16 protein-coding genes and 1 pseudogene are annotated in these 20,510 nt (G+C 67.9%); 11 read left to right on the plus strand and 6 right to left on the minus strand.

What is annotated here, in order from left to right:
• Positions 1–16: 16 nt before the first annotated feature.
• Positions 17–3,823 (minus strand): trifunctional transcriptional regulator/proline dehydrogenase/L-glutamate gamma-semialdehyde dehydrogenase, encoded by a 3,807-nt coding sequence (gene putA / locus HB681_RS16200; protein ID WP_213955873.1) that lies wholly within the window; start codon positions 3,821–3,823, stop codon positions 17–19.
• A 72-nt stretch (positions 3,824–3,895) separates the two neighbouring features.
• Here putA and HB681_RS16205 point away from each other — a divergent pair, with 72 nt between their 5' ends.
• A complete protein-coding gene (locus HB681_RS16205; protein WP_213955874.1) occupies positions 3,896–4,393 on the plus strand; it encodes an Lrp/AsnC ligand binding domain-containing protein in 498 nt (165 codons plus the stop codon).
• A 24-nt stretch (positions 4,394–4,417) separates the two neighbouring features.
• On the opposite strand, the pseudogene HB681_RS16210 reads toward HB681_RS16205, so the two are convergent.
• Positions 4,418–5,388, minus strand: a pseudogene (locus HB681_RS16210) (LysR family transcriptional regulator).
• A gap of 84 nt (positions 5,389–5,472) precedes the next feature.
• On the opposite strand from HB681_RS16210, the gene HB681_RS16215 reads away from it, so the two are divergent.
• From HB681_RS16215 to HB681_RS16230, 4 genes are all read left to right on the plus strand, one after another.
• Positions 5,473–6,288 (plus strand): sugar phosphate isomerase/epimerase, encoded by an 816-nt coding sequence (locus HB681_RS16215; RefSeq protein WP_213955875.1) that lies wholly within the window; start codon positions 5,473–5,475, stop codon positions 6,286–6,288.
• 11 nt (positions 6,289–6,299) lie between these two features.
• A complete protein-coding gene (locus tag HB681_RS16220) occupies positions 6,300–8,015 on the plus strand; it encodes an FAD-dependent oxidoreductase (protein ID WP_256734967.1) in 1,716 nt (571 codons plus the stop codon).
• A gap of 126 nt (positions 8,016–8,141) precedes the next feature.
• Entirely contained in the window at positions 8,142–9,353 is a 1,212-nt protein-coding gene (locus tag HB681_RS16225; RefSeq protein WP_213955876.1) for a CoA transferase, read from the plus strand.
• Between the two features lie 25 nt (positions 9,354–9,378).
• Positions 9,379–11,034, plus strand: coding sequence for an acyl-CoA dehydrogenase family protein (locus HB681_RS16230; RefSeq protein WP_213955877.1), 1,656 nt, complete (start codon positions 9,379–9,381; stop codon positions 11,032–11,034).
• A gap of 78 nt (positions 11,035–11,112) precedes the next feature.
• Here HB681_RS16230 and HB681_RS16235 read toward each other — a convergent pair whose 3' ends face one another.
• The 3 genes from HB681_RS16235 to HB681_RS16245 are packed head-to-tail and all read right to left on the minus strand — an operon-like array spanning position 11,113 to position 14,353.
• Positions 11,113–12,132, minus strand: coding sequence for a tripartite tricarboxylate transporter substrate binding protein (locus HB681_RS16235; RefSeq protein ID WP_213955878.1), 1,020 nt, complete (start codon positions 12,130–12,132; stop codon positions 11,113–11,115).
• Positions 12,133–12,186: 54 nt separating this feature from the next.
• Complete coding sequence (locus HB681_RS16240) at positions 12,187–13,146, minus strand: 2-hydroxyacid dehydrogenase (protein WP_213955879.1); 960 nt, start codon at positions 13,144–13,146, stop codon at positions 12,187–12,189.
• 10 nt (positions 13,147–13,156) lie between these two features.
• Positions 13,157–14,353, minus strand: a complete 1,197-nt coding sequence (locus HB681_RS16245; protein WP_213955880.1) for a mandelate racemase/muconate lactonizing enzyme family protein — start codon at positions 14,351–14,353, stop codon at positions 13,157–13,159.
• 126 nt (positions 14,354–14,479) lie between these two features.
• On the opposite strand from HB681_RS16245, the gene HB681_RS16250 reads away from it, so the two are divergent.
• The 6 genes from HB681_RS16250 (at position 14,480) to HB681_RS16275 (ending at position 19,461) form a co-directional block, all read left to right on the plus strand.
• Positions 14,480–15,211, plus strand: coding sequence for an FCD domain-containing protein (locus HB681_RS16250; RefSeq protein WP_213955881.1), 732 nt, complete (start codon positions 14,480–14,482; stop codon positions 15,209–15,211).
• 91 nt (positions 15,212–15,302) lie between these two features.
• The gene (locus HB681_RS16255; protein ID WP_213955882.1) at positions 15,303–15,908 is read left to right on the plus strand and encodes a class I SAM-dependent methyltransferase; all 606 of its coding nucleotides are present in this window, start codon (positions 15,303–15,305) and stop codon (positions 15,906–15,908) included.
• Between the two features lie 131 nt (positions 15,909–16,039).
• Positions 16,040–17,116, plus strand: a complete 1,077-nt coding sequence (locus HB681_RS16260; protein ID WP_213955883.1) for an MBL fold metallo-hydrolase — start codon at positions 16,040–16,042, stop codon at positions 17,114–17,116.
• 42 nt (positions 17,117–17,158) lie between these two features.
• Complete coding sequence (locus tag HB681_RS16265) at positions 17,159–17,755, plus strand: sigma-70 family RNA polymerase sigma factor (RefSeq protein WP_213955884.1); 597 nt, start codon at positions 17,159–17,161, stop codon at positions 17,753–17,755.
• A gap of 240 nt (positions 17,756–17,995) precedes the next feature.
• Positions 17,996–18,613 (plus strand): hypothetical protein, encoded by a 618-nt coding sequence (locus tag HB681_RS16270; RefSeq protein WP_213955885.1) that lies wholly within the window; start codon positions 17,996–17,998, stop codon positions 18,611–18,613.
• A 5-nt stretch (positions 18,614–18,618) separates the two neighbouring features.
• A complete protein-coding gene (locus HB681_RS16275; protein ID WP_213955886.1) occupies positions 18,619–19,461 on the plus strand; it encodes a caspase family protein in 843 nt (280 codons plus the stop codon).
• 50 nt (positions 19,462–19,511) lie between these two features.
• Here HB681_RS16275 and HB681_RS16280 read toward each other — a convergent pair whose 3' ends face one another.
• Positions 19,512–20,474, minus strand: coding sequence for an alpha/beta hydrolase (locus tag HB681_RS16280; RefSeq protein WP_213955887.1), 963 nt, complete (start codon positions 20,472–20,474; stop codon positions 19,512–19,514).
• Positions 20,475–20,510 lie beyond the last annotated feature (36 nt).

The following is a 20,510-nucleotide window of genomic DNA, read 5'->3' on the forward strand; positions in this document are numbered from 1 at the left end:
GCGACGGCATGCGGACTCAGCCAATCGTCATCAGGCTCGCATTCCCGCCCGCAGCCGCGGTGTTCACGCTCAGCGAGCGCTCGACGACAAGGCTTTCCAGCGGGATGTCCGTGGCACCCGGCGCGAAAGCCCGCACGCCGACGATCGGGCCGGCGCGGTTGGCCAGCGCCAGGTTCACATCCCGCAGCGAGGCCGCGTCGCCGTGGTGCAGCACCGCGTCGAAGCTGACGGTCGGGGCACGCCAGTCCTGCGCGATGGCAATCGATTGCTGCACCTCCAGCGGCAAGGACGCACGGAGTCTCTCGGTTCCTTCCCCGGCGGCCCATACCGCCGTGCTTCCCACCGACAGCACCGCCGCGAGCTGTACCAGGCAGTCGTGTTCGTTGCCGGCCAGGCACAACACGGCCTCGCGCGGCAGCAGCGTATAGACGTTGCGCTCGCCGGTGGGTCCGACCAGCGTGCGTGCATGGCCGCTGCGGGACAGGCTGGCGAATTGCCGGCACTGTCGGGCGAGCCCTGCCATTCCGACGAGTGGCGCCCATCCCGCCAGCGCGGCGAGCGCCGGGCCCATGTCGGGCGTCGAGCCTTGCGCACCGTCGTTGCCGGGGCCGGCCGCGGCAAGCGCACGCGCCATCACATCGTCCGGCCGCGATGAAAGCATGCGATACAGGTAGAGCGGACCGCCGGCCTTCGGTCCGGTGCCGGACAGGCCTTCACCGCCAAAGGGCTGCACGCCCACCACCGCGCCCACCATGTTGCGGTTGACGTAGACATTGCCGGCACGGCCGTGCTCCACGACTTGCGCGATGGTCTCGTCGATGCGGGTGTGCACGCCCAGCGTCAATCCGTAGCCGGTGCTGTTGATCTGGCCGATCAGCGTTCCCAGGTCCCGACGGCGGTAGCGCACGAGATGCAGGACCGGACCGAACACTTCGCGTTGCAGTTCGGACAGGCTGTCCAGTTCGATCAAGGTCGGCAGGACGAAAGTTCCAAGCGTTGTCGCGCGAGCGACTTCCCGCGCCTGGCGGTGCACCTTCCGGCCACGCTGCTGCATGGCGGCGACGTGTCGCTCGATGCCATCGCGCGCCTCGGCGTCGATCACGGGCCCGATGTCCACCGCCAGCGTGGCGGGATTGCCGATCCGGCTTTCGGCCATCGCACCCTTGAGCATCTCGATCACACGATCGGCCACGTCTTCCTGCACGCACAGCACGCGCAACGCGGAGCAGCGCTGGCCCGCACTGTCGAAGGCGGACGCCATGACATCGGTGACCACCTGCTCGACCAGGGCCGATGAGTCCACGATCATCGCGTTCTGCCCGCCGGTCTCGGCGACCAGCGGCACGGGTTGCCCGTTTGCGCCGAGCCTTGCCGCAAGCGTCTTCTGCAGGATGCGCGCGACCTCGGTCGATCCGGTGAACATCACGCCCTGCACGCGCGCATCGCCCACCAGCGCCGCGCCGATCGTTTCACCGCGACCCGGCAGCAACTGCACCGCGCCGCGCGGAACGCCGGCTTGCCACAGGACGCGAACGGCTTCGGCTGCAACCAGTGATGTTTGCTCGGCCGGTTTTGCCAGCACCGGATTGCCGGCGGCCAGCGCCGCCGCGACCTGTCCCACGAAGATCGCGAGCGGAAAGTTCCACGGGCTGATGCAGACGATCGGCCCCAGCGGGCGATGGGTTTCGACAGCGAACCCGTTGCGGGCCTGCGCTGCATAGAAGCGCAGGAAATCCACGGCCTCGCGCACCTCGGCGATGCCGTTGGCGTAGGTCTTGCCGGCCTCGCGCGAGAGCAGGCCCAGGAGGCGCGGCATGCCCTCTTCCAGCAACCCGGCGGCGCGGTCGAGCCGATCAGCCCGCTCGCCGGGCGCCGTCGCAGCCCAGCCGGCCGCTTCACGCTGCGCGCTGGCGAGGGCCATGTCGACGTCCGCGAGCGTGGCCTCCTGCACTTCACCGACGATGTCGCGAAGGTCCGCGGGATTGCGCACCGGTTCGGCCACGCGCGTCGACGAAGCATCCGCCGACGGCTCGGCGAGCAAGGGCCCCGCGGTCCACGATTCGGTGGCGCTCGCCTGGAGCACATCGCGAAGCGCGCGCAGGCTGTCGTCGTTCGACAGGTCGAGGCCCCTGGAGTTGCGGCGGGCCTGCCCGTAGATCCCGGTCGGCAGCGGAATCAGGGGATGCGGCAGTCCGACGGCGCCTTCGGTCGTGGCCATCTGCTCCACCGTGGCGACCGGGTCTTCGACCAGCAGGTCGATGGCGATGGTCGGGTCGGCAATCCGGTTCACGAAGGATGTGTTGGCGCCGTTTTCCAGCAGCCGGCGCACCAAGTAGGCCAGCAGCGTCTCATGCGTGCCCACCGGCGCGTAGATGCGGCAGGGGCGTCCCAGCTTGCCGTCCGCGACCGGGCCGACGACCTGTTCGTACAAGGGTTCGCCCATGCCATGGAGGCACTGGAATTCATACTGGCCGGGCGCATAGCTGGCCGGGTCGGCCATCTCATGGATCGCCGCGAGCGTGTGCGCGTTGTGCGTGGCGAATTGCGGGTAGATGGCCTCGGGCGCCGCGAGCAGCTTGCGTGCGCAGGCCAGGTACGACACATCGGTGTAGGCCTTGCGCGTGAACACCGGATAGCCTTCCAGCCCATCGACCTGGGCGCGCTTGATCTCGCTGTCCCAGTAGGCGCCTTTCACGAGCCGGATCATCAGCCGGTGATGGCTGCGGCGCCCCAGGTCGATGACGTAGTCGATGACGAAGGGGCAGCGCTTCTGGTAGCCCTGGATCACGAAGCCGATGCCGTTCCAGCCCGCCAGCGCCGGCTCGAAGCAGAGCTTCTCGAGCAGGTCCAGCGACAACTCCAGGCGATCGGCCTCCTCGGCATCGATGTTCAAGCCGATGTCGTAGCGCCGGGCCAGCAGCGTGAGTTCGCGCAACACCGGGTACAACTCGTCCATCACGCGTGCATGCTGCGCGCGCTGGTAGCGCGGATGCAAGGCCGACAGCTTGATGGAAATCCCGGGGCCTTCATACACGCCGCGGCCTGCCGATGCCTTGCCGATCGCGTGGATCGCCTGCTCATAGGACACGCGATAGCGGTGCGCATCCTGGGCCGTGAGCGCGGCTTCGCCGAGCATGTCGTAGGAGTAGCGGAAGCCTTCCGCTTCGAGCTTGCGTGCGTGCTCGAGCGCCTGCCGGATGGTCTCTCCGGTGACGAACTGCTCGCCCATCATGCGCATGGCCATGTCGACGCCCTTGCGGATCAGCGGCTCCCCTCCCTTGCCGATCAGGCGCGTCAGCGTGGTCGACAGGCCCGATTCGCTGTGCGTCGCGACCAGCTTGCCCGTCAGCAGCAATCCCCAGGTGGCGGCATTGACGAAGATCGACGGGCTGCGCCCGGCGTGCGTCTGCCATTGGCCGTCGGCGATCTTGTCGCGGATGAGCGCGTCGCGGGTTGCGGCATCGGGGATGCGCAACAGGGCTTCGGCCAGGCACATCAAGGCCACGCCTTCCTGCGAAGACAAGGCGTATTCCTGGAGCAGGCCCTGGACCAGTCCGGCCCGCCCCGACGCATTCTTGCGGTTGCGAAGCTGGCTCGCGATGCGATGCGCCAGCGCGTGCGCCGCGTCGGCAACCGGCGGCGCCAGCCGTGCAGCCTCCAGCAGTGGCGGCAGCGCCTCCGGTTCCGGGCGGCGATACGCCGCCGTGATGCCGGCGCGAAGCGTGCCGGATTCGACCAGCCCGTCTGCGAACGCGCCAAACGGCGAGGTTGACGGCAGGGTTGGCGGCGAGCTTGGCTGGCTGGAGAGTGGATTGGTGGTCATGGCGCTGCGTTTTTGGTGAATTGACCAATAATGCCGCCCTTCCCGATGCATATTTGTTCGAATATCAAGCTTATGGCAGAACAAAACACTAGTGCAAGCGACCGAATCCCTGAACTCGACCGGCTGGACCTGAGGATTCTCAAATCCCTCCAGGAGGATGGCCGGATGTCAAACCTCAAGCTGGCGGACGCGGTGGGTCTGTCGCCGACGGCGGTGCTGGCCCGCGTGCAACGCCTCACGCGGGACAACTACATCCTGGGCTACGAGGCGCGCCTCAACCCGTTGAAGCTTGGCGCGGGAATGCTGGTCTTCGTCGAGGTGCTGCTGGATCGGACCACGCCGAACGTCTTCGACGCGTTCAAGGCCGCCGTCCAGGTGCAGCCAGCCATCATGGAATGCCACATGGTCGCGGGTGGCTTCGACTACCTGCTCAAGACCCGCAGCGCCGACATGAGCGACTACCGGCAGTTCGCCGGCTCCGTGCTGTGGCAGTTGCCCGGCGTTCGCGAGACCCGGACCTACGCCGTGATGGAGGAAGTGAAGAACTCCACCCACCTGCACCTGATGTGAGGGAATCGAAGGCGCCCGATCAACTCACGCGCCGAATCCCGCCGTGCCCGAAAGCTCACGCTTGAGCGCGAAAGGCCCCTTCCCGTTCAGTTGCTCCTGAAGGAACTGGACACACACGCGCACCTTGGCCGAATGGCTCAGCCGCACCGAACTCGCGGCCCAGATGTCGGCGGGCTGCCACCACTGCGGCAAGACCGGCACCAGTCGCCCCGCGCTGATGTCGTCATGCAGATCCCACTGCGCCTGCAGCAGGATGCCGTGCCCGTCATTGCCCCATCCCCGGACGATCTCCGAATTGTTGGATGACACCGTCCCGTGACCTTGACCTTCTCCGTGCCTGTTGGACCCGTCAGGCGCCACACCCCGAAGGCCTGGTTGCGATCCCGCAGCACCAGGCAATCGTGCTGGCTCAACTCGGCGACCTTTTCAGGGGCGCCCCGGCGCGCCACGTAGGTGGGCGCGGCGCACAGCAAGCGCACGCTGGTGGCGATCTTGTGCGCGACGAGGTGAGGCTCGTCCACTTCCCCGACTCTCACGTCCAGGTCGATGTTCTCCCCGACCAGGTCGACGCGGCGATCCACGGCGTCCAGCGTGATGTCGAGCGCCGGATAGCGCCTGGCCAGCAAGGACAGCGCCGGTCCAATGTGCATGCGCCCCAACCGGGCGCTGGTCGTCACGCGCAGCAGGCCGCGCGGGTCGAGCTTGCCGCCGGCAACGGTTTCGCCCATGTGGTCCACGCCCTGGAAGATCTGCTGGGCTGATGCGTAGACCCGCTCGCCGTCCTCCGTGACCGTGACGCGCCGCGCAGCGCGATGAAACAGCGTCACGCCCAGCGCCTTTTCCAGGATCGCGATGCGCTTGCTCACGTAGGCCGGCGAGGTGCCCAGCTCGGTGGCGGTCGCCGCAAAGCTGGCCTTGCGTGCCGCCAGGCAAAAGACGCGCAGGTCGTCCAACTGGAATTTGAGGTTCACGATGCGTGAATCGTGCCACCACATCTGGCGCGTTGTTCGCAAACCGTGTTTTCCTTAAATTCACCGGGCCGCACGCCGATGCACCCAGTACCAGGAGACAAGCAACAGATGACCCGCCCCATTTCCCTCGCCGCCCTCACCGTCCTCGAACTCACGCCGCCCGAGATGGTGACCTGCGCCGCCGACGCGGGCTACAGCCATGTCGGCATCCGCCTGCTGCCTGCCACGCCGACCGAGCCGCAGTACGACATCGTGGGCGACACGCCGCTGCTGCGCGAAGTCGAGGCCCGCCTGGCCGACACCGGCATCAAGGTGCTCGACGTGGAGATCTTTCGCATCAAGCCCGATGCGCCCGTCGCCCAGTACGAGGCCGCGATCGCCACCGCCGCGCGGCTCGGCGCGAGCGAACTGCTGGTCGCGGGAAACGACCCGGACGACGCCCGGCAGGTCGCGTCGTTCGCCGCCTTCTGCGAATTGGCCGACAGCTACGGCCTGGGCGCCGTGCTCGAGTTCATGCCGTGGACCGAAGCCAGGAACCTGGCGCAGGCGGCACGCATCGTCGAACGCTGCGGCAGCAGGAACGCCGGCGTGTTGATCGATGCCTTCCACTTCAGCCGCTCGCGCAGCCGCATCGAGGACATCGCATCGGTGCCACCTTCGCGGCTGCGCTACCTGCAGCTCTGCGACGCGCCGGCCGCGATACCGGCGACCATGGAAGAAATCCTCGACCAGGCCCGCGCCGAGCGCCTGTTCCCTGGCGACGGCGGCATCGACCTGGTCGGCCTGCTGCGCGCCGTGCCGCGCGACATTCCGCTGAGCCTCGAAATCCCGATGCACACCCTGGCGCGCACGGTCGGCGCGACCGAACGCGCACGCCGCGCACTGGCCGCGACAAGACGCGTGCTGGCCCAGCTCGACGCGTGAGCGGGACGGACATGAGCTCCCCTGCCACCCTGCCCCGCAGCAGCATCGACTGCGACCTGCTCGTCGTCGGCTCCGGCGCCGCGGGCCTCGCCGCCGCGGTGACCGCAGCCTTCCACGGCCTGAAGGTCGTGGTCGTGGAAAAGGCGCCCGTGCTGGGCGGCGCCACCGCCTGGTCGGGCGGATGGATGTGGGCCCCGGGCAATCCGCTGGCGAAGCGCGCCGGCATCCATGAAGACCCGCAGCAGCCACGCACCTATCTCAAGAACGAACTCGGTGACCGCTACGACGCCGCGCGTGTCGATGCCTTCCTCGACAACGCACCCCGGATGGTCGCGTTCTTCGAAGAGAACACCGCGCTGCAGTTCGCCGATGGCAATGCGATCCCGGATGTGCACGGCAAGGTGGCCGGCGCCGGCACGCAAGGCCACCAGGTCATCGCCGCGCCCTACGATGCCCGCGAGCTGGGTGCGCTGAACAAGCGGCTGCGCAAGACGATGCGGGAAACGTCCTTCCTCGGTATGCCGATCATGGCGGGCGCGGACCTCGGCGCGTTCCTCAGCATGACGCGCTCGCCGAAGTCCTTCATCCACGTGACGAAGCGCTTCCTTCGGCACCTGCGGGATCTCGCGCTTCATGGCCGTGCGATGCACTTGGTGAATGGCGTTGCGCTCATCGGGCGGCTGGCGAAGTCTGCCGACGACCTGAAGGTGCAGATGATCGAATCCGCGCCTGCCAGGCGACTGCTGCTGGAGAACGGCGTGGTGCGCGGCGCCGTGGTGGGGGCGTCCATCGGCGAGGTTGAGATCCGTGCTGCCAGGGGCGTGGTCCTTGCGGCGGGCGGCTTTCCGAACGACATCGCGCGGCGCAAGGCGTTGTTCCCCCGCACCCCGACCGGCAACGAGCATCTCGCGCTGCCACCCGACAGTTGCTCGGGCGACGGCATCACCCTGGGCGAATCGGCGGGCGGCTTCCTCGACACCAGCGTGGCATCGCCGGCCGCATGGGCGCCCGTCTCGCGGGTGCCGCACCCGGACGGCAGCATTGGTCACTTCCCGCACATCATCGAACGCGGCAAACCTGGGTTGATCGGCGTGCTGTCGAACGGCGCCCGCTTCGTCAACGAAGCCGACGGCTACTACGACTATGTCGCGGCGATGGTGGCGCAGGCGCCGCAGGGTGAGGAAGTGCATTCATGGCTCATCTGCGACCAACGCTTCCAGCGTCTCTACGGGCTGGGCTACGCGCGGCCCTTCCCTGTTCCCGTGGGGCGCTTCGTGCGCAATGGCTACCTCCGACGCGGCGCGACCATCGCGGAACTCGCCAGGGCGTGCGGCATTCCACCAGCGGCGCTGGTTGCAACGATCCAGCGCTTCAACGACAACGCCCGCCAGGGCACGGACCCGGACTTCGGACGCGGCTCCACCCCCTACAACCGCAAGATGGGCGACCCCTTGCACGAGGGCCCCAACCCGTGTGTCGCGCCGATCGAGCAAGGCCCCTTCTATGCCGTGAAAGTGCTCCCGGGCAGCTTCGGAACCTTTGCCGGGCTGAAGACGAACGAGCATGCGCAAGTCGTGGGCGCCAGCGGCCAGCCGATCGCCGGCCTCTACGCGGTCGGCACGGACATGGCCAGCGTCATGGGCGGCTTCTACCCGTCGGGCGGCATCAACCTCGGGCCTGCGATGACCTTCGGTTTCATCGCGGGTCGCCACGCGGCTGGCGCATGAGCAACCGGCCCATCACGGACATCGGGGTGCAACCATGGGCCAGTCGCGTCGCACGCGGCTGTGTCCCCGCAGCCCTCTCCGATCGCGCGGCATGCCAAACTGCGGCGCCAGGAGGAGACCTCGCCCGTGTACCCATTGCTGACAGGCCTGCGCATCGTCGAATGCGCCTCGTTCATCGCCGCGCCTTCGTGCGCACTGCACCTGCGCCAGCTGGGCGCCGAGGTGATCCGCATCGACCCGATCGGCGGCGGTCCGGATTTCCATCGCTGGCCACTGTCGGAGGGCGGCCACAGCTACTACTGGGAAGGACTCAACAAGGGCAAGAAGTCGATCGCCGTCGACCTGTCCCGCCCTGAAGGCCGCCAGATCGTCGCGGACCTCGTCACCGCGCCCGGTGCGGACGCCGGGATCCTGGTGACCAACTTTCCGAAAGACGGCTTTCTCGCGCATGAGCGCCTGTGCGCACTGCGCCCCGACCTCATCACGGTGCGCGTGACGGGATGGGGCAACGGCGACTCGGGGCTGGACTACACCATCAACGCGGCCCTGGGCATCCCGTTCATGACCGGCGGCGCGGACAACGGCGAGCGTCCGGTCAACCACGTGCTGCCGGCCTGGGACCTGCTGACCGGCGCCTATGCCGCCTTCGTGACGCTCGCTGCGGAGCGCGACCGCTTGCGCACCGGCCGCGGCCGGGAAGTGACCGTTCCGCTGTCGGACGTCGCGCTGGCCGCGCTGGGCAACATGGGCCAGATCGCCGAGGTGCTGGCGGGTGGCGACCGTCCGCGTCACGGCAATGCGCTGTTCGGCGCCTTCGGCCGCGACTTCGTGACCTCGGACGGCGAGCGCGTGATGGTGGCCGCGATCACGCGCCGCCAATGGACCGGCCTGCTCGCCGCGTTGCAGCTCGAGCAGGCGGTTGCCCGGCTCGAGTCCGCACTTGGCGTGTCGTTCGAGAAGGACGAGGGCCTGCGCTTCGTGCACCGCGATGCGTTGTTCCCGCTAGTCGAACAGGCCATCGGCGCCCTGCCCCTCGCGTCGCTGCGCACACGCTTCGATGGCGCGGGCGTTTGCTGGAGCCCCTACATGACACTGAGCCGCGCTTTGCGGGAAGACCCCAGGTTGTCGCTGGCATCGTCGATGTTCAGCGAGCTGGACCATCCGAGCGGGCAACGCTACCCCGCGCCCGGCGCAGCCGCCACGCTGTCACGCGCCGTGCGCGAGCCCGGCGTGCGCGCGCCACGCCTGGGCGAGCACACCGACGCCGTGCTGGCCGACGTGCTCTCGCTGTCTCCATCCCGCATCGGCGAATTGCATGACGCCAAGCTGGTGGCCTGACCTCAACACATTCGAGACCCGAACCATGAACGCCATCGCCAACGCGTCACCGCTTGTCGCGCAATTCCAGGAGGTTGCAGACGCGGCGCGCCAGTACGGCAACGAAGCGCAACGCGCCGCCGAGCGCATCTTCTGCCGCGACGGCAGAGTCGACGCCACTGTCCTGCACCAGCAGCAACGCGCGCTCCATGGATTCGCATGGAGCGCGACCCTCGTCGAGGCCGTGGTGCGCTCCGCTCAATGGGGCTTGCGGCTGGCCGACGAGGCGCGCCTCGGCTCGCTCGATGCGCAGGTGCTGGCGGTCGGCCTGGCCGAGTACCTGGCGCAGTTGTCCAGCGGCATCCCGATGGGCCAGAACGAGATCTTCCGTCCGCAGGAACTCGGCCTGCATGACGCAGCAGCGCGGCTCATGGCGGACGCCTCGGTGCGCGAGATGCAGGCACGCGGTGGAACGCCTGCAGCCCGCGCGGCGCTGGTCGATGCGCTGCGCAGTGGCGAGCAGCTCGGCGAATCGGCGCTGGATGAGGAGCTGGACATGATCCGCGACCAGTTCCGCCGCTTCACCGAACAGGAAATCACGCCCCATGCCCACCGATGGCACCTGGCCGACGAACTGATTCCCGATGCGCTGGTCGCCAGGCTGGCTGAACTGGGCGTGTTCGGCATCTGCATCCCGACCGAATACGGCGGCATGGGCCTCGGCAAGCGAGCGATGTGCATCGTCACGGAGGAACTCAGCCGCGGCTGGATCGCAGCCGGCTCGCTCGGCACGCGCTCGGAGATCGCGGGCGACCTGATCGCATCGGCTGGAACGCCGCAACAAAAGGCACGCTGGCTGCCGGCGATCGCATCCGGCGCTGTGCTGCCGACAGCGGTGTTCACCGAGCCGGACAGCGGCTCGGACCTGGCCTCGCTGCGCACGCGTGCGACGCCGCAACCCGGCGGGGGCTGGCGCATCGACGGCAACAAGACCTGGATCACGCATGCGGCACGCAGCGACCTCATGACGCTGCTCGCGCGCTCGGAGCCGGGCGTCGAAGGACATGCGGGCCTGTCAATGTTCCTGGCGGCGAAGCCGCGCGGCGCCGATGCCCTGCCCTTCCCCGCCGACGGCATGAGCGGCGGCGAAATCCCGGTGCTGGGCTATCGCGGCATGAAGGAATACGAGATCGCCTTCGACGGCTTCGAGGTGGCCGCCGATGGCGTGCTGGGTGGCGAGCGCGGCCAGGGCTTCCGGCAACTCATGCAGACCTTCGAAGGCGCGCGGATCCAGACCGCCGCGCGCGCCGTCGGCGTGGCCTGGCGCGCCTTCGACCTGGCCTGGCGCTATGCCAATGACAGGCGGCAATTCGCCCGCCCGCTCGTCGAATTCCCGCGCGTCTCGGACAAGCTGGCCATGATGCTGGCGGAGACGGTGCTTGCGCGCCACCTGACCTCGTTTGCCGCGATGGAAAAGGAGCAAGGCCATCGCTGCGACATCCAGGCCGGCATGGCCAAGCTCTTGGCGGCGCGGGTCGCATGGGCCAATGCGGATGCCGGCTTGCAGATCCACGGCGGCAACGGCTATGCGCTCGAGTTCGAGATGAGTCGGGTGCTCTGCGACGCGCGCATCCTCAACATCTTCGAGGGTGCGGCAGAGATCCAGGCGCAGGTGATCGGGCGGGGGCTGCTGGCGAGATAAGGCCAGGCCGCACCTGGCTGGTCAAGCCGTTCGGACTGGCCGCGCTGCTGCGCGCGGTCGACGTCGGGGAGCCGCGCCCTACTCCGCCTTGATGTTGTTGTCCTTGACCACCTTGCCCCAGCGCTGGGTCTCGGTCTTCATCCATTCGGCGATCTGCTGACGTGTCATGCTTGTCGGCTCGGAGCCGAGTTCCAGCAGGCGCTTGTTGAATTCGGGGCGCGCCACGATCTTCTGCACCGCGTCCTGCAGCTTGTCGAGCACGGCCGGCGGCGTGTTGGCGGGCGCCAGCAGCCCCTGCCAGGAGCCCGTGACGAAGTTGGGAATCTGCGAGGCCACGGTCGGCACGCCGGGCGTGGCCGCGAAGGGCTTGGCGCTAGTGACCGCAATGGCCTTGACCTTGCCGCCCTGCACCAGCTGGTTGGTGGCGATCACGCTCGCCATGGCGCTGTCGATCTGGCCGCCCGCGAGGTCGGCGAGCGCCTGCGAGCCGCCCTTGTAGCCGATGATGTTGAACTCGAAGCCACGGTCCTGCGCCAGCAGGATGCCCGCGAGCTGGCTGATGGAGGCCAGCGGGGTGCCGAAGCTCACGGGCTTGCCGCTCTTCTTGGCATAGGCGGCCAGCTCATCGATGTTCTTCACCGGAAGATCCTTCTTGACCACCAGCAGGTGCGGCGAAAAGGCCGGCATCGCGATGGGCGCCAGGTCCTTCATCGGGTTGTAGGGCAGTTGCGGAAGCACGCTCGGGCCGATGGTCAGCACGCTCATGTCGAGCAGCAGCAGGCTGTAGCCATCCGGGGCGGACTTGGCCACGGCGGCCGCGCCGATCTGGCCGTTGGCGCCGGCCTTGTTCTCCACGATGACCGGCTGCTTGAACATCTCGCTCAACTCCTTGCCCAGCAGGCGCGCCAGCACGTCGGAGGTTCCGCCCGCCGGATTCGGCACCGTGATGTGGATCAGCTTGCTGGGGTAGCTCGCGCCGTCCTCCGCCGCAAGCGACTGCAGGGATGCGCCCGCCAGCATCGCCGCGGTCGCCATGCCGAGCAGTGCGCGCCTGGCCTGCGGGCGCGGAAATGGGGTGTTCGAAGTCTGGGCTTTCATGGGTATCTCCGTGGATGTGTGGACGGGAAGGCAGCGAGCGCCGGAAGGAGGTGTTCAGGCTGCGGGATGGATCACGTTGAGCAGCGGCTGCCCTTGCTGCAGGCGTTCGATGTTCCCGGCCATGAAGCGGTAGCGCCGATCGAGCACCGCCGGCGTGATGGCCGAGATGTGGGGCGTGGCGCGCACGTTGGGCAGCTCGTGCAGCGGCCAGCGCGACGGGTCGACCGGCGGCTGCCCCTTCTTCGGGTACTGGTACCAGACGTCGAGCACCGCCCGGCCAAGCCGGTGGTCGCGCAGGGCTTCATACAGCGCCTGTTCGTCCACCACTTCCGCGCGGGCCACATTGATGAGCAGGGCTCGTGCCGGCAGCAGCGCGAGCTGGCGCGCGTCGATCAGGCCACGGGTGCTGTCGTCCAGCGGGCAGCAGACCACCAGCACCTGGATGCGTGGCAGAACCTCGTCCAGCGCCGACACGGCAACGTATTCATGGGCCAGTTCCGCGGAACCCTGCCTGCCGCTGCGCGTCACCGCGATCACGTGCATGCCGCAGGCGCGCGCGCGCCGCGTGATCTCCTGTCCGATGTGGCCGAAGCCCAGGATCGCGACCGTCTTGCCATCGGCCTCGTCGTGCTGTGCCCGGTGGGCATACGACCGCGCCCAGGCGTCCGCGTCCAGGCGCGCCGGGTACTGCCAGAGTTGCAGGAAGTGCTCCAGGATGGCGTGCAGGGCGAACTCGGCAATCGGCACCTCGTGGCCGTGCACGTTGCACACCGTGGTGCCCGATGGCAACGTGGCCAAGGCGACCTGCTCCGACCCGGCCCCCGGCACGTGCACCAGGCGGCAGTGAAGACGCGCGGCCTCGTCGGCGCTGATGCTGTTGGCGATGACGACATCCGCCTGGATCGCGCCGGATGCGGGGAAGGCTTGCAACGCTTCGACCTCGTGTCCGGGGCCGAGAAGCTCGCGCAACCGGGGTGCGTTCGGCGCATGGAGCCCGACGATCTGGATGTGCATGGATTGCCCTCTAGCGGCTTTCCCGGACGATGAGGTCCGGCCGCTGCCTGAAGCTGTCCTGCAACCGGCTTCCGATGCCAGGCGCGACGGGCGGCTGCGCCATGCCCTCGCGGATCACCGGCAGCTCGGTCACGATGTCGCGGTACCAGGTGGCGAGCGTGGCGCGCACCACTTCCTGGTAGATGGCGGTCGGCGCATGCAGTGCCATGTGCAGCCCCGCCATCAGCGTGATGGGACCGGTGCAGTCGTGCGGGGCGAGCGGCCGGTTGTAGGCCTGGGCCAGGCCGGCGATCTTGCGCCCCTCGGTGAAGCCTCCGCACCAGGCCAGGTCCAGCATCACCACGTCGAGCGCATCGGCGGCCAGCAGGTCGCGATAGGGACGCAGGCCGCCCAGCGTCTCGCTGCCGCAGATCGGCACGCGCGTGCGGCGCCGCAGGTCGGCAAGGCCGGCGGCGTCGTCCATCTTGCACAGCGGGTCCTCGACCCAGAACACGTTGTATTCCTCCAGCGCCTGGCAGATGCGCAGGGCCGAATGCCCGCCGAACAGGCTGTGCAGCTCGCACATGACCTCGATGCGATTGCCGACCGCCTCGCGGATCTGGCGGAACGGCTGCAGGCCCTTCTCCAGGTCGGGCAGGCTGATGAGGTGGCCGCCGCTGGCAGGCGCGTAGATGTCGAAGGGCCAGATCTTCATGGCCTTGTAGCCTTCGTCGAGCAGGCTCTTCGCAAGGCCGCCGGCGTCGCGCATGAAGGCCACCTGGTCGTCGTAGGGGCCCTGGGCCTGGTCGTCCGAACCGATGTCGCGACGCTTGCCGGCGGTGTTGAAGCTGTAGCCCGCACAGGTGTTGTAGACCGGCACGCTCGGGCGCGCACCGCCGCCGAGCGCCTCGTAGACGGGCACGCCCTGGCGCTGGCCCGCCAGGTCCCACAGCGCGATGTCGACCGCGCTGGCCGACCGCACCTCGACGCCGGAACTGTTGTAGCCGACGTAAGGCGTGAGCAGGTGCCGCGAGATGCCTTCGATCTGCCGCGCATCGCGCCCCAGCAGCCACGGTGCAAGCTCCTCATGCAGGCAGGTCTCCACCGACGCGGCCCCGCGAAAGGTTTCTCCCAGTCCGACGAGGCCGTCGCTCGTTTCCAGTTCGAGCCAGATCAGGCTGGGCCGGTCCGGCAGGCGGTAGGTGCGGAGGGATCGGATGGTTGACATTATTTACAGCTTTTTATATCTTTTGGGTGGAAGCGATGGCTTTCGAGGTCTGAAAAGGATTGTCCTTACGAGTCACTGCTGCGTCAATGCGACATGACTTGCGTTTTCCCTGTCAATTGCTGTCATATGAATACATCCCAATCTGGCGAACCCGGTTCCCTCTCCACTGCAAGCGGCCCGGCCCGCCTGCTGGGCGACAAGGTCTACGAAGACCTGATGCAGCTGCTCGGCACGCCGGGCTTCGAGCCGCGGGCACGCCTGCCCGGCGAGACGGCCTTGTCGCAGCGTCTGGGGGTGTCACGTCCGGTGCTGCGCCAGGCGCTGGCGCGGCTTCGCGACGAGGGGCGCGTCTACGTGCGCAAGGGCTCGGGCACTTTCGTCACCGATGCGCTGCCGCAGGCCAAACCCATCTCGCTCAGCACGCTGGAAAATATCGCCGACATCCGCGCTTTCCTGGAATTCCGATGCTTCATGGAAGGCGAGGCCGCGGCGCGCGCGGCGCTGGCGCGCACCACCGACCAGATGCACCATGTCCGCCTGTGCCGCGAGCGCTTCGAGCAGGCCCTTGCCGTCGGCAGCGATGCGGTCGAGGAAGACATCGCATTCCACGACGCCGTGGCGCAGGCCTGCGGCAATCGCTTCTTCGGCATGACGATGAATGCATTGGCGCCCCAGACGCGCTTCAGCATCGGGCTCTCGCGCAGCCTGGCCGGTCGGCCGCAGGGTGAGCGTCGGGCCGGCGTGTGCCAGGAGCACATGGCCGTGGAACTGGCCATCGAGCGCCAGGACGCGGCGGCCGCGCGGCAGGCGATGGAGGCGCACCTGAGAGGCGGCATCTCCCGCCTCTTCGGCCAGTAGGAGGGTGAATCGAGGACCCTTGCGCCAGATCGGAAGGCCGCACAATCCAGGACCGATCAAGCCTCGTCGCTTTCTAAAAGGACCCCGACCCATGGAATCCGTCAGCGCCGCCGCCTTCGACGCGTCCTACTACCAGCGCTATTACTTCGACAAGAAGACCAAGGTGGCGGATCCGCAGCACGTGGAGCGGCTGGGGGCCTTCGTGTGCGCCTACCTGAAGTACCTGCGCGTGCCGGTGCGCCGGGTGCTGGACGTGGGTTGCGGTGTCGGGCTCTGGCGCGACATCGTGGCGCGGCATTTCCCGCAGGCCAGTTTTCACGGCGTCGAGTTCAGCGAGTACCTGTGCGAACGCTTCGGGTGGGAGCGCGGATCGGTGGTCGACTACCAGGCCAGGAAGCCGTTCGACTTTGTCATCTGCCAGGGCGTGCTGGCCTACCTGAACCCGGTGGACCTGAAACGCGCCTTGCGCAACCTCGGCACCTTGAGCAAGGGCGCCCTCTACCTGGAGGTCGTGGCGCGCGAGGACTACGAGCGCGACATCGTGGACGAGGACCTGACCGATCCGCACCTTTTTCGCCACCGTGCCGAGGTCTACCGCAACGGCCTCTCCCGGCAGTTCAGGGAACTAGGCGGCGGCCTGTGGCTGAGCCGGCGCTCGGACGTGCCGCTGTTCTCGCTGGAAAGCGCGGCCGAGTGACCTGTAGCCTGTAGTCGCCGATTCGCCAGTGCCTGCCGGTGAATGGCGGACGGCGGGGTCGTCGAGCTGCCGGTCGCCCAGGCGAACCCCGCCGAAGTCAAAATGGGAAGCGCAAGCGCCGACCCCGGCGAATGACATCCCAGGACGCCCACACCCCCATGCAGACCGATGAAAAACCCCTCCTGAAATACCCTTTCAAGTCGGCGCCCGCGCGCGGCACCCTGCTCGAAGTGGCACCGGGTGTGCACTGGATTCGCATGCCGCTGCCCTTCAAGCTCGACCACATCAACCTCTGGGCGCTCGACGACGGTGACGATTGGGCGCTCGTGGACACGGGCATGCGCGACGACGAGACCGCCAGCGTCTGGCGCGAGTTGTTCGCCAACTATCCGAAGCACCGTGCGCTCAAGAGGATCTTCGTCACCCACATGCATCCGGACCATGTCGGCATGGCCGGCTGGCTCACGCGCAAGCTGGGAACACGCCTCTGGATGACTCGCCTGGAATACCTCACCTGCCGGGTGATGGCATCCGACAGCGGGCGAGAGGCGCCGCCCGAGGCCCTGGCCTTCTATCGCGAGGCGGGCTGGAGCGAGCACGCCATCGAGTCCTACCGCGCGCGCTTCGGCAGGTTCGGAAACCAGATTCACAAGCTGCCCGACGCATTCGAGCGCCTGAGCGACGGCATGGAACTGCGCATCAACGGCAATACCTGGCGCGTGGTTACCGGCAACGGCCATTCGCCCGAACACGCGTGCCTTTATTGCCCGGCGCTCAAGGTCTTCATCTCGGGCGACCAGGTGCTGCCCCGCATCTCGTCCAACGTGTCCGTCATTCCGACCGAGCCCGACGCCAACCCGATGGCCGACTGGTATGCCTCGCTCGCCAAGCTGGGTCGGGAAGTGCCCGATGACGTGCTGGTGCTGCCCGCGCACAACGAGTGCTTCTACGGCCTGCATGCCCGCCTGGACTACCTGAAGTCCTCGCAGGACCGCGCCCTGGACAGACTGGAGGCCGCGCTCGCCACGCCCCAGCGCGTGGTGGATGTGTTCACCGCCCTGTTCGGACGGCCGATCGACGAATCGCAGATGGCCGTGTTCGGCATGGCAACGGGCGAAGGCATCGCCTGCCTCAATTACCTCGTGCACGCCGGCCGCGCGGTCAAGACGATCGACGACAACGGTTGTGCGTGGTACCGCAGGACATAAACGTTATATTTCGTCAACGCCACCGCACCGCCCACCGCCCGAATGGACAACGACGAGGTCAACCAGCTGCTCGTTCGCATCGGTCGCGAAGACCAGGCGGCGTTTCGCCAGCTGTACAAGGCGTTCAGCCGCAAGGTCTACGCCTATGTCCTCAACATGCTGAACGACCACGCCCGCGCAGAGGAAGTACTGGCGGACGCGTTTTACGAGGTCTGGCGCCATCCCGATCGCTTTCGCGGCGATTCGCAGTTTTCGACCTGGGTCATCGGCATCGCGCGACGGAAGGCATTGATGGTCTACCGTGCGCGCCGGCCCGACGAAGTGCATGGCGACCTCGACGACATCGCCGAAACCACCGCCTCCGAGACACCTGACGGCTACGCCGAGTTGGTCGAAAAGCAAAGGCGTGACGGCGTGCAGCATTGCATGGGCAAGCTGTCGGACGAGCATCGCGAATGCCTGCACCTCGTTTTCTACGAGGGCATGAGCCTGGCGGAAGTGGCAGACGTGCAGAACTGCCCCGAGGGCACGGTCAAGACCCGCCTTTTCCACGCCCGCCAGAAAATCAAGAATTGCCTGCAGGCCTTGCTGCGCAGCGAAGGCGGGGCGCCGGGCGGCAAGGGTGCGCTCGCATCCTGAAAATAAATTGAACCCTTCGACCGACTCCCGCAACCCAGGGGCGACACGGGCATATCCCGTGCAGGTAGATCGGTATCTCGATGCGGTCGGTCTCGCGCGCTATATTGCGCCGACACTCCGCCGTCAGGGGTGCCGATCGGGTCAGTCACACGCCCGCAAGGGCCGAAGAATTCTGGTGGTCACCATGGTCGAGATCCTTTCATCGTTGCGGCGCCCGAGCGGCGCCACCGGAGCGCAGTCATGAACGAACGCTTCGAAGAACTGCTCCCCTGGTATGCCAACGGCACGCTGGGCGCCGAAGACCGGGCCTGGGTCGATGCCTACCTTGAACAACATCCCGAGGCCCGCAGCGAACTGGAGTGGTACCACTCGCTGCAGGCCAAAGTGCAGGAGAACGCGCCTGCGGTGCCGGCAACGATCGGCCTGGCGCGCACCATGCGCCTGATCCAGGGCGACCGGCCGACCATTGCGGAGCGCATCGGCGCCTTCTTCGGCAATTTCGGCATGCGCCCGAGCTATGCGCTGGCCGCGCTGGCGGTCGTGGCGGTGCAAGGCGGCGTGATCGTCAGCCTGCTGGGCGACGCCCGCGACAGCGCCGACGAGATCCGCGCGCTGCACTCGATCCGCGTCGAGGAAGGCCCGATGCTCAAGATCAGCTTCACGCCCGACGCCAAGGAGGCGGACATCCGGATGCTGCTGGTGCAGGTGGGCGGCGAACTGGCTGGCGGCCCTGGACAGCTTGGCGACTATTACCTGCGCGTGCCGGCCGGCAGCGAAGCCGCGGCGCTCGCCAAGGCGAAGGCCGCCCCGATCGTGCAGGAGGCTGCACTGGCCCCGGGCGTGCCGCCCAAGGAGTAGCCGCGATGGCCACCCTGCCGACCCGTCGTCTGCTGCTTCGCGGCGCCCTGGGTGCCGCAGCCCTGCCCTTCTTCGCTCGCGCCATGGCTGCGGCGCCCAATGCCAGCGATGCCGGTTCGCGCATCGCGCTGGTGATCGGCAACGGCACCTACAAGGCCGCACCGCTCAAGAACCCGCCCGGCGACGCCAGCGCCGTCGCGGGCGCGCTGCGTGGCCTCGGCTATGACGTGACGCTGCGCCAGAACACGCGGCTGCCGGAGCTGATCGAGTCGCTGCGCGAGTTCTCGATCCGCGCGCCGAAGGCTTCGGTGCGCATGCTGTTCTACGCGGGCCACGGGGTGCAGGTGAAGGGCCGCAACTACCTGGTGCCGGTCGACGCCGATCCGAAGTCGGAAGACGAGATCCAGCAGCAAAGTGCCGATGTCGGTGAGTTCGTCGACCGGCTCAGCGCGATCCGCACGGGCACCAACATCGTGGTGCTCGATGCCTGCCGAGTGAACCCGTTTGCAGGCGGCGTCATCGTCGGCCCGGACGGACGGCGCCTGAAATTCCGCGGCGCGACGCCGGGCGGCCTGGCCACGCTCGATGCGCCCGTGGGCACCCTGGTGGCCTTCTCGACCGCACCCAATGGCGTCGCGCTCGACGGCGCCAACAGCGAGCACAGCGTCTATGCGCGGCACCTGCTGGCCAACATGTCGACGCCGGGGCTGCAGATCGAGCAACTCTTCAAGCGGGTGCGCATCGGCGTGGCCGAGGACACCGGCCGCGTGCAGGTGCCGTGGGAGTCGTCGAGCCTGACGGCTGATTTCTGCTTCAAGTCGGATGACAAGGGGCGTTGCGGGATTTGAGTTGCCCGCACTGCCACGCCGTGGGCGCACAGTTTCGGAGGCGCCTTCATTCACGAATGGTCGGCGATGAATCGCTCCAGCTCGCGCGCAAAGCGCTGCGGCTCGCTCACATGCGGCGAGTGGCCGGCGCGGGGGTAGATCGAGACCTGCGCATGCTTTACCGTGTCGCGATACCAGGCATCGAGCGGCACGCCGGCATAGTGCGGGCTGCGCGCCCCGAGCACCACGAGCAGCGGCGCGTCGAGCCGGGACATTGAAGCGCGAAAGTCGGCTTGCGCCATCGATTCGGCGAGGTCGAGCAAGGGCCTGACATCGATGCGTCCCAGGCGGCGCCGCAGCATCCGTCCCAGCGCCGATTCCACTCCGAGCTGGCGCCGTAGCCAGGCGCCTCCGAACGCGCCGATTTCGTTCAACAGCGTCTCGGCCAGGTCCTGGCGCGCACCTGCGATCAGCCCCGAGAGCATCGCCGCGCTGCAGCCGCCAAAGAGCCCCAGGCGCCATTCGTCGTCCGTCACGATGCGCGGCGACTGGTCGACCAGCGCCACCGCCGCGACACGCTGCGTGCCGTGCCCCTGCAGGTATTGCATCAGCGTCAGCGCGCCCATCGAATGCCCCACCAGCACCGAGCGTTGCAGGCCGAAGTGGTCGAGCATTTCGGCCAGGTCCGTCGCCAATCGGGCCAGCGTGATGCTGCCGATCACGGGCCGGCAACCGCCATGGCCGCGTGCGTCCCATGCGAGCACGCAATGACGCCGGGCCAGCTGGCGAGCCACCGGCAGCCAGTCACGGTGCGAGCAGCCGACGCCATGCACCAGCACCAGCGGCGAACCCTTGCCCAGCACGCACACCGGAACGACCTGGCCGTCGCTGGCGGTGAAGGTGTCGTAGTCCTCCGCACCGGGCGCGCCGACACCCATGAGCCCGAAGTTGCTCAGCGCGCGCAGGGCGCCGCGCAGGCCCGTCAGGCGTGGTGCGCGCGGAGGCGGCGGTTCGGGCGGAGCGCTGTCTGGCATCGCCGGGCGATGCTACCCCGGCGTTTCATTTGATTG

This window comes from Variovorax sp. dw_954 (assembly GCF_018449755.1).
GTDB lineage: Bacteria > Pseudomonadota > Gammaproteobacteria > Burkholderiales > Burkholderiaceae_C > Variovorax.